The following is a 6,374-nucleotide window of genomic DNA, read 5'->3' on the forward strand; positions in this document are numbered from 1 at the left end:
TGGTCCCCTACTCCTCGCTCCGGATGAAGACGTTCTTGGTCTCGGTGAAGTGGGCCAGCGCGTCCGGCCCCAGCTCCCGGCCTATGCCGGACTCGCCGAAGCCCCCGAACGGCGTCCAGTACCGCACCGAGGAATGGGAGTTGACCGAGAGGTTGCCCGCCGCGACGCCCCGGGCCAGGCGCAGCGCCCGGCCGAGGTCCCTGGTCCAGATGGAGCCGGAGAGGCCGTAGCGGGTGGCGTTGGCGAGCCGCAGGGCGTCCGCCTCGCCGTCGAAGGGCAGGACGACGGCGACCGGGCCGAAGATCTCCTCGGTGACGGCGGGCACGTCCGGGTCGGTGGGCGCGAGGACCGTCGGCGGGTACCAGAACCCGGGGCCGTCGGGCACCCGGCCGCGGGCGAGCACCGGCAGGTCGGGGGTGACGTAGGAGGCGACCCGGCGGACCTGGGCGGCGGAGATCAGCGGCCCGAGCCGGGTGTCCGGGTCGGCCGGGTCCCCGGTGCGGACGGCCTCGACGGCGGGCAGCAGCAGGGCGAGGAAGTCGTCGAGGGCCTCGCGCTGGACCAGGATCCGGCTGCGGGCGCAGCAGTCCTGGCCGCTGTTGTCGAGGAAGGACATCGGGTCGGCGGCGCGGGCGAGATCGGCGTCGGCGAAGACGATGTTGGGGCTCTTGCCGCCGAGTTCGAGGGTGACCCGCTTGGCGCGGGCGGCGCACCGGGCGGCGACCTCCTTGCCGACCACGGTCGAGCCGGTGAAGACGATCCCGCGGACGGCCGGGTGGTCGACCAGGGCCCGCCCGGTGACGGGGCCGGCGCCGGGGACGACCTGGAACAGGCCTTCGGGCAGCCCGGCGGCGAGGGCGAGTTCGGCCAGCCGCAGGGCGGTGAGCGGGGTGGCCTCGGCGGGCTTGAGCAGGACGGCGTTGCCTGCGGCGAGGGCGGGCGCGAAGCCCCAGGCGGCGATCGGCATCGGGAAGTTCCACGGGGCGATCACGCCGACCACGCCGACCGGCTCGTGGAAGGTGACGTTCAGGCCGCCCGCCACCGGGATCTGCCGGCCGGTCAGCCGTTCCACTCCCCCGGCCGCGTACTCCAGCAGGTCGCGGACGTTGCCGGCCTCCCAGCGGGCGTTGCCGAGGGTGTGGCCGGCCTCGCGCACCTCCAGGGCGGCGAGTTCGGGGATGTGCACCTCGACCTGGTCGGCGAAGCGGCGCAGCAGCCGGGCGCGTTCGCCCGGGGCGAGGGCGGCCCAGCCCTGCTGGGCCTTGAGGGCGCGCTGGACGGCGGCGTCGAGCTGCTCGGGGGTGGTGTCGGGGACGGTGGCGAGCGGCTCGCCGGTGGCGGGGTTGAGGACGGTGCTGGCGGTGGGCTCGGGCATGGTGCTCACATCCGCTCGAAGGATCGGTAGCGCTCCCAGTCGGTGACGGCGCCGTCGTAGGCGGCCTGTTCGACCCGGGCCATGTGGAGGTAGTGCTCGACCACGTCGTCGCCGAACGCGGCGCGGGCGAGTTCGCTCTCCGCCCAGAGGCCGGCGGCCTCGCGCAGCGAGCCGGGCACCCGGGCGTACTCGTCGGCGGCGTAGGCGTTGCCGAGGCAGGGGGCGGGCAGGTCGAGCTTCTGCCGAAGGCCGTGCAGCCCGGCGGCGATCATTCCGGCCACGGCGAGATACGGGTTGACGTCGCCGCCGGGGACGCGGTTCTCCATCCGCAGGCCGGGGCCGCGGCCGACGACGCGGTAGGCGCAGGTGCGGTTGTCCCGGCCCCAGGCGACGGCGGTCGGGGCGAAGGAGCCGGGCCGGTAGCGCTTGTAGGAGTTGATGTTGGGCGCGTAGAGCAGGCCGAACTCGCGCAGCGCGGTGAGCTGTCCGGCGAGGAAGTGCCGCATGGTGTCGGTCATCCGCCCGTCGCGGCCGGCGAAGGCCGGGGCGCCGTCGGCGTCGCGCAGGGAGAGGTGGATGTGGCAGCTGTTGCCCTCGCGCTCGTCGTACTTCGCCATGAAGGTGAGCGCGCAGCCCTGTTGGGCGGCGATCTCCTTGGCTCCGGTCTTGTAGACGCTGTGCTGGTCGCAGGTGGTGAGGGCGTCGGCGTAGCGGAAGGCGATCTCGTGCTGGCCGAGGTTGCACTCGCCCTTGGCGGACTCGACGACGAGCCCGGCGCCGGCCATCTCGTTGCGGATCCGGGCGAGCAGCGGCTCGACCCGGGCGGTGCCGAGCAGTGAGTAGTCGACGTTGTACTGGTTGGCCGGGGTGAGGCCGCGGTAGCCGCCGAGCCAGGCCTGTTCGTAGGTGTCGCGGAAGACCAGGAACTCCAGCTCGGTGCCGATGTCGGCGGCGAGTCCGTGCTCGGCGAGGCGCTCGATCTGGCGGCGGAGCAGCTGGCGGGGCGCGGCGGCGACGGGGTGGCCGCCGTGCCGGGCGAGGTCGGCGGTGACCTGGGCGGTGCCGGGCTGCCAGGGGGTGCGCCGGAGGGTGGCGAGGTCGGGGCGCATCGCGAAGTCGCCGTAGCCGCTCTCCCAGGAGGAGAGGGCGTAGCCGTCGACGGTGTTGAGGTCGATGTCGACGGCCAGCAGGTAGTCGCAGGCCTCGGCGCCGTGTTCGGCGACCTCGTCGAGGAAGAAGCGGGCGGCGAAGCGCTTGCCCTGGAGGCGGCCCTGCATGTCGGTGAAGGCGAGCGCGACGGTGTGGATCTCGCCGGCGTCGACCAGCGTGCGCAGTTCGTCCAGGGTGAGCGGCGGGCGCGGCGGCGCGCCCGCGGTGGCGTGGTCGGGCATGGCGGAACCCTCCTCCTCGATCACTCTGCGAGATCGGTCGGTCACAGCGAACCGTACGGCCTGCCCCTGACAGCGCGGAAGAGGGCGGGCGGGTGTGGCGCGCCGAGAGCCCGGATTGACGGGTTATCAGGTGGTGCGGGAGGAGAATGCGCGCCATGGATCGCAGGCCTTTCATCGGCGTCAGCACCTACGTGGTGGACGCGAGTTGGAGCGACTGGCGGGATCGCCGGGTGGCGTTGGTCCCCGAGCGGTACACCGCGTACGTGCGGGATTCGGGCGGGATCGCGGTGCTGCTGCCGCCGGACGCCCCGGAGCGCGCGCCGGAGGTGCTCGCCCGGCTGGACGCGCTGGTCATCGCGGGCGGGCCGGACATCGACCCGGCGTACTACGGGCAGCCTCCGCACCCGTCGACGGAGGCGGACGCTCCGGAGCGGGACCAGTGGGAGTCGGCGCTGGTCCGGGCCGCGCTGGCCGCGGGCATCCCGCTGCTGGGCATCTGCCGGGGCATGCAGGTGCTCAACGTGGTGTGCGGCGGCTCGCTGGTGCAGCACCTCCCGGACGTGGTCACCCCGGACGTGCACGGCGGCTCGCCCGGCCGGTACCGGGAGCACGCCGTACGGCCGGTGCCGGGGACGCTGCTGGGCGGGCTGCTGCCGGAGAGCGAGCTGACCGTGCCGACCTTCCACCACCAGGCGGTGGACCGGCTGGGCTCGGGGCTGCGGGTGAGCGCGCACGCGCCGGACGGCACGGTCGAGGCGGTGGAGGGCCCGGGCTTCGCGCTGGGCGTGCAGTGGCACCCGGAGCAGGGCGACGACCTGCGGGTGATGCAGGCGCTGGTACGGGCGGCGACGGCGGCGCGTTCGGTGCCGCTGGAGGCCGTGGAGGCGGCGCTGGGCTGAGGCCCGGCGCGGAACGGGCGGCGGGCCGGGGGCGGGCTGGGGCGGGCCCGCCGGAGTGGCGGGCACCCCGGCCGCGCCGGCGGCGAGCAGCGTGGGCACCACGCCCCGGCGGGCCGCGACCGGCCGGGGCGGCGCCTCCCGCCGCCGGCCGTGGCCGAGCGGGGCGGCGATCGTCGCCGGGCCGAGCGGTCCGGCGCCCCTCATGGCGGTTCCTCCCCTGCTCAGCGGCGGCGTGGCCCTACCGGAGCGAGGTGCCGCGACGGCAACGACAACGGTCACCAGTACAGCCTTTGGATCTCCGTCCGATCTGCGGTTCACTTCGGGTGCAGGGCGGTCGCGCCCCTTCCCCCCTACCCCCCGTGCGTCCAGGAGAGGACATCGATGGCCGGGTACGAGCACTCCCACGATGATCATGCGCATGACCACGGGCACACGCCCGACCGGCAGCCGTCCGGCGGTCACGGGCACGGTGGGCACGGCGGCCACTCGCACGGGGTGGCCGCCGACGCCGACCGCCGCTGGCTGCTGAGCGCGCTCGCGCTGATCGTGGTGTTCATGGCCGGCGAGGTGGTGGTCGGCTTCGCCGCCAAGTCGCTGGCGCTGATCTCGGACGCCGCGCACATGCTCACCGACGCCGCCTCGATCGTGCTCGCCCTGGTCGCGATGCGGCTGGCCGCCCGGCCGGCCCGGGGCGGGTACACCTACGGGCTCAAGCGCGCCGAGATCCTCTCCGCGCAGGCCAACGGGGTCACCCTGCTGGTGCTCTCCGCCTGGCTCGGCTACGAGGCGATCACCCGGCTGTTCGAGCCGCCGGAGGTGGCGGGCTCGCTGGTGCTGGTCACCGCGCTGGTCGGGATCGTGGTCAACCTGGCCGCCACCTGGTGCATGTCGAAGGCCAACCGCACCTCGCTCAACGTCGAGGGTGCCTTCCAGCACGTGCTCACCGACCTGTACGCGTTCATCGCCACCGCCGTCGCCGGCGTGGTCATGCTGACCACCGGCTTCGTCCGGGCCGACTCGATCGCCTCGCTGATCGTGGTCGCGCTGATGCTGCGGGCCGGTATCGGCCTGGTCCGGGACTCCGGGCGGATCTTCCTGGAGGCCGCGCCGGCCGGCATCGACCCGGACGCCGTGGCGGACCGGCTGGTCGCGCAGCCGCTGGTGGCGGAGATCCACGATCTGCACATCTGGGAGATCACCTCCGGCCAGCCCGCCCTGTCGGCGCACATCCTGGTCACCCCGGGCGGCGACTGCCACGCCGTCCGCCGCGAGCTCCAGCGGCGGCTGGCCGGCGAGTACGGGATCACCCACAGCACGCTCCAGGTCGACCATGTCGGCGAGGACGAGGCCGGCGCGCTGCTCCAGATCACCGCGCCGACCGGGCGCGGCCCCGACCCCGAGCACTGCGCCGACTCGCACGGTCCGGTCCACCGCGCCGGCCCGCACCAGCACTGAAACCGGCGGGCTGTCCGCCCGGTACGGCATGATCTGAGGCGTGACCGCACCGCGACTGATGCTGCTCGACTCCGCCAGCCTGTACTTCCGGGCCTACTTCGGTGTGCCGGACACCCTGCGCTCCCCGCAGGGTGAGCCGGTCAACGCCGTCCGGGGCCTGCTGGACTTCATCGCCCGGCTGGTCCAGGACCACCGGCCCGACCAACTGGTCGCCTGCATGGACGCCGACTGGCGCCCGCAGTGGCGGGTGGACCTCATCCCCTCGTACAAGACGCACCGGGTCGCCGAGGCGGCCGAGGACGGCGAGGAGGAGGTGCCCGACACGCTCGCCCCGCAGGTCCCGGTGATCGAGCAGGTCCTGGACGCGCTCGGCATCGCCCGGGCCGGCTCCCCCGGTTACGAGGCGGACGACGTGATCGGCACCCTCACCGCCCGCGCCACCGGCCCGGTGCAGATCGTCACCGGGGACCGCGACCTGTTCCAGCTGGTCGACGACGCCCGGGCGGTCACCGTGCTCTACCCGGTCAAGGGCATGGGGAACCTACAGGTCACCGATGACGCGCTGCTGCTGGAGAAGTACGGTGTGCGCGGTGCCCGGTACGCCGACATGGCCGCGCTGCGGGGGGACCCGAGCGACGGCCTGCCGGGAGTCAAGGGCATCGGGGAGAAGACGGCCGTCCAGCTGATCAACGAGTACGGGGACCTCGCCGCCGTCCGGGCCGCCGCCCTGGACGCCGGCTCCAAGCTCACCCCGGCCCGTCGGCGCAACATCGTCGAGGGCGCCGGCTACCTGGACGTCGCGCCGACGGTGGTCCGGGTCGCCATCGACGCGCCGCTGCCGGAGTTCGACCCCGCCCTGCCGCGCGAGCCGCTGGACCCGATGACCCTGGAGGAGCTGTCCGCCCGCTGGGGCCTGGGCACCTCGCTGGAGCGGGTCGTGGAGGCCCTGGCCACCCGCTGAACCCGTACGCGAGGGCGGCCGGGATCGGACGGTTGGGCACGAGGACAAGGGGATCAGGGCCGTCCTCGACACCTCGCTCCCGGCAGGCCGATGAACTCCCGCCCGCTATCCGATAGTTGAGCTCGCGTCAAGAACGGCGGTCCACCGGTCCAGGGCCCGTCACACAGGCGAACCCTTGGAGTCGGGGGGGGGGCGGCGCCGGCGCGCGCCCCCCCGCGCCCCCGCGGGGGGGCCAGCAACGCCACACCCAAAAACCACACCCCCCCCCCCCCCCCGCGCCCACGCGCGCCCCA

At 74.3% G+C, this 6,374-nt stretch carries 5 protein-coding genes; 3 read left to right on the top strand and 2 right to left on the bottom strand.

All coding sequences use genetic code 11. The annotated features are described in order from the left end of the window. Window positions 1-7: 7 nt before the first annotated feature. Both ACIO5D_RS11225 and ACIO5D_RS11230 read right to left on the bottom strand, forming a co-directional pair. On the bottom strand, window positions 8-1,375 hold the full coding sequence (locus tag ACIO5D_RS11225) for an aldehyde dehydrogenase family protein (protein ID WP_400794828.1): 1,368 nt from the start codon (window positions 1,373-1,375) through the stop codon (window positions 8-10). 5 nt (window positions 1,376-1,380) lie between these two features. Next, window positions 1,381-2,766, bottom strand: coding sequence for a glutamine synthetase family protein (locus ACIO5D_RS11230; protein ID WP_400653591.1), 1,386 nt, complete (start codon window positions 2,764-2,766; stop codon window positions 1,381-1,383). A 155-nt stretch (window positions 2,767-2,921) separates the two neighbouring features. On the opposite strand from ACIO5D_RS11230, the gene ACIO5D_RS11235 reads away from it, so the two are divergent. The 3 genes from ACIO5D_RS11235 to ACIO5D_RS11245 all read left to right on the top strand — a co-directional run bounded on the left by ACIO5D_RS11235 (window position 2,922) and on the right by ACIO5D_RS11245 (window position 6,081). Then, window positions 2,922-3,665: a gamma-glutamyl-gamma-aminobutyrate hydrolase family protein gene (locus ACIO5D_RS11235; RefSeq protein ID WP_363611244.1), complete on the top strand. Its 744-nt coding sequence runs from the start codon at window positions 2,922-2,924 to the stop codon at window positions 3,663-3,665. A 381-nt stretch (window positions 3,666-4,046) separates the two neighbouring features. Continuing rightward, window positions 4,047-5,120: a cation diffusion facilitator family transporter gene (locus ACIO5D_RS11240; protein WP_400653592.1), complete on the top strand. Its 1,074-nt coding sequence runs from the start codon at window positions 4,047-4,049 to the stop codon at window positions 5,118-5,120. A 58-nt stretch (window positions 5,121-5,178) separates the two neighbouring features. Next, entirely contained in the window at window positions 5,179-6,081 is a 903-nt protein-coding gene (locus tag ACIO5D_RS11245; RefSeq protein ID WP_400653661.1) for a 5'-3' exonuclease H3TH domain-containing protein, read from the top strand. Window positions 6,082-6,374: the final 293 nt, after the last annotated feature.

The organism is Kitasatospora sp. NPDC087315 (genome assembly GCF_044744345.1).
Taxonomy (GTDB): domain Bacteria; phylum Actinomycetota; class Actinomycetes; order Streptomycetales; family Streptomycetaceae; genus Kitasatospora.

What these genes read in the sequence shown, in the direction of transcription:
- ACIO5D_RS11225 (WP_400794828.1), bottom strand. Translation starts at nt 1,375, where the DNA reads ATGCCCGAGCCCACCGCCAGCACCGTCCTCAACCCCGCCACCGGCGAG.
- ACIO5D_RS11230 (WP_400653591.1), bottom strand. Translation starts at nt 2,766, where the DNA reads ATGCCCGACCACGCCACCGCGGGCGCGCCGCCGCGCCCGCCGCTCACC.
- ACIO5D_RS11235 (WP_363611244.1), top strand. Translation starts at nt 2,922, where the DNA reads ATGGATCGCAGGCCTTTCATCGGCGTCAGCACCTACGTGGTGGACGCG.
- ACIO5D_RS11240 (WP_400653592.1), top strand. Translation starts at nt 4,047, where the DNA reads ATGGCCGGGTACGAGCACTCCCACGATGATCATGCGCATGACCACGGG.
- ACIO5D_RS11245 (WP_400653661.1), top strand. Translation starts at nt 5,179, where the DNA reads ATGCTGCTCGACTCCGCCAGCCTGTACTTCCGGGCCTACTTCGGTGTG.